General features: G+C 39.6%; 2 protein-coding genes. Both read left to right on the top strand.

All coding sequences use genetic code 11. The features are described 5' to 3' along the window. Positions 1-145: 145 nt before the first annotated feature. Positions 146-331 carry a cysteine-rich KTR domain-containing protein gene (locus tag ACTQXI_RS08840; RefSeq protein ID WP_003431289.1) on the top strand — a complete coding sequence of 62 codons (186 nt, stop codon included), beginning with the start codon at positions 146-148 and terminating at the stop codon, positions 329-331. Between the two features lie 16 nt (positions 332-347). After that, positions 348-1,334, top strand: a complete 987-nt coding sequence (gene rlmN, locus ACTQXI_RS08835) for a 23S rRNA (adenine(2503)-C(2))-methyltransferase RlmN (RefSeq protein WP_441548531.1) — start codon at positions 348-350, stop codon at positions 1,332-1,334. Positions 1,335-1,516: the final 182 nt, after the last annotated feature.

The raw sequence follows: 1,516 nt of genomic DNA, 5'->3' as shown, positions 1-1,516 counted from the left end.
GGATGACGCGGAAACGGCCCCTCCCGGGGCCGTTTCAGTTCCAGATCGTTGTTTTCGCCCGCTGAGCTGGGCCTATGCCGGAATCTCTCCCACAGAAACCACCGAAGAGCCCATTTTTCTGTGTAAAAAGGACGAGTGAAATATAATGCTTAAAAAATATTGGATAAAATGTCCGATTTGTAACGGAAAGACGAGAGTTCAAGTATTTCATAATACTGTATTAAAAGATTTTCCTCTTTTCTGCCCTAAATGCAAATTGACGCATATCATTGATGTAGAAAAATTAGAGATTGTAATCAAAAATACAGAAAAACAAACTTTTATTATTTAGAAGAAAGGATATAAAAATGAAACGTTTACCTAAATATACGCCTGCGGAAGTACGGAATGATCCATACGGATTTACTTACAAAGAAATGTCGGAAGTTATTGGCGAGAATGAAGCAAAAGCCTTATATGAAGAATTATATAAGCAATTACCACGCAAAAAAAATCTATCAATGTTGGTAAAAAATATTTGCAAAAGCAGTGATACTGAAAAGTATGTTTACGAACTGAAAGACAACAAATACATTGAAACGGTTTTTATCAAGCGGCGAGATGGTGGAACTGTTTGCGTGAGCACACAAGTCGGTTGTCCTGTTGGTTGTATTTTTTGTGAGTCCGGGCGAAATGGCTTTGTTCGTAATCTAACATCGTCAGAAATCGTACAACAGATTATATTGTTGCGTCGAAAAGTAAACCGTATCGTTTTTATGGGTATGGGAGAGCCTTTATTCAATTATGACAACTTGATAAAAGCAATCCATATTCTCCGAGATAGAAATGGGCTCAACTTTCCAACCGACGGCATTACCATATCAACAGTTGGTCCGGTCGATCAATTAAAAAAATTGCGCGAGGAACATCTTAAAATTCAGTTGACAATATCTTTACACGCAGCAACACAATCTGCAAGAAATCGTATTATTCCTCACATGCGCATATATGCTATTGAAGATGTTGTTAAGCAAGCCTTATCCTATTCTGAAAGGCATAATCGCAAAATTGTCTTTGCGTATTTGCTTTTACCGGGTATAAATGACCGGCCCTCAGATGTAAGACAACTTGCAAAATGGTTTCGGGGCAAAAAAGTTATGATTAACGTGTTACAATACAACCCAACAAGCAATTCAAGAATTAAAGCACCACAGAAACGGGAAATAGTTGCATTCAAACATCAATTAGAGCAAGCAGGACTTGAAGTTACTATAAGAGTTTCTCATGGCAGAGAGATTAACGCGGCTTGTGGACAGTTAGCTAACACATATAATAAATTCAAAAAAAATGATTAAAAGTGCCAGACGCATAGACGCAGAGCCGATAACGCATTAGGTCAAAAAACCTATGTGTTATCGGCTTTTTTAGAGGCTTCGGTAGTTTGTGTGACAAGGGGCTAGCCTAGGCAGCAACGCTCTTCGCTCCCTTCACGCCCTTCTTCCTCGCCTTCACCGGGCGACCCGGGAGCTGGGGCTGG

The organism is Collinsella sp. LCP19S3_C9, from assembly GCF_052121575.1.
GTDB lineage: Bacteria > Actinomycetota > Coriobacteriia > Coriobacteriales > Coriobacteriaceae > Collinsella.
This window is presented reverse-complemented; position numbering and strand designations above follow the sequence as displayed.

What these genes read in the sequence shown, in the direction of transcription:
- ACTQXI_RS08840 (WP_003431289.1), top strand. Translation starts at nt 146, where the DNA reads ATGCTTAAAAAATATTGGATAAAATGTCCGATTTGTAACGGAAAGACG.
- rlmN (WP_441548531.1), top strand. Translation starts at nt 348, where the DNA reads ATGAAACGTTTACCTAAATATACGCCTGCGGAAGTACGGAATGATCCA.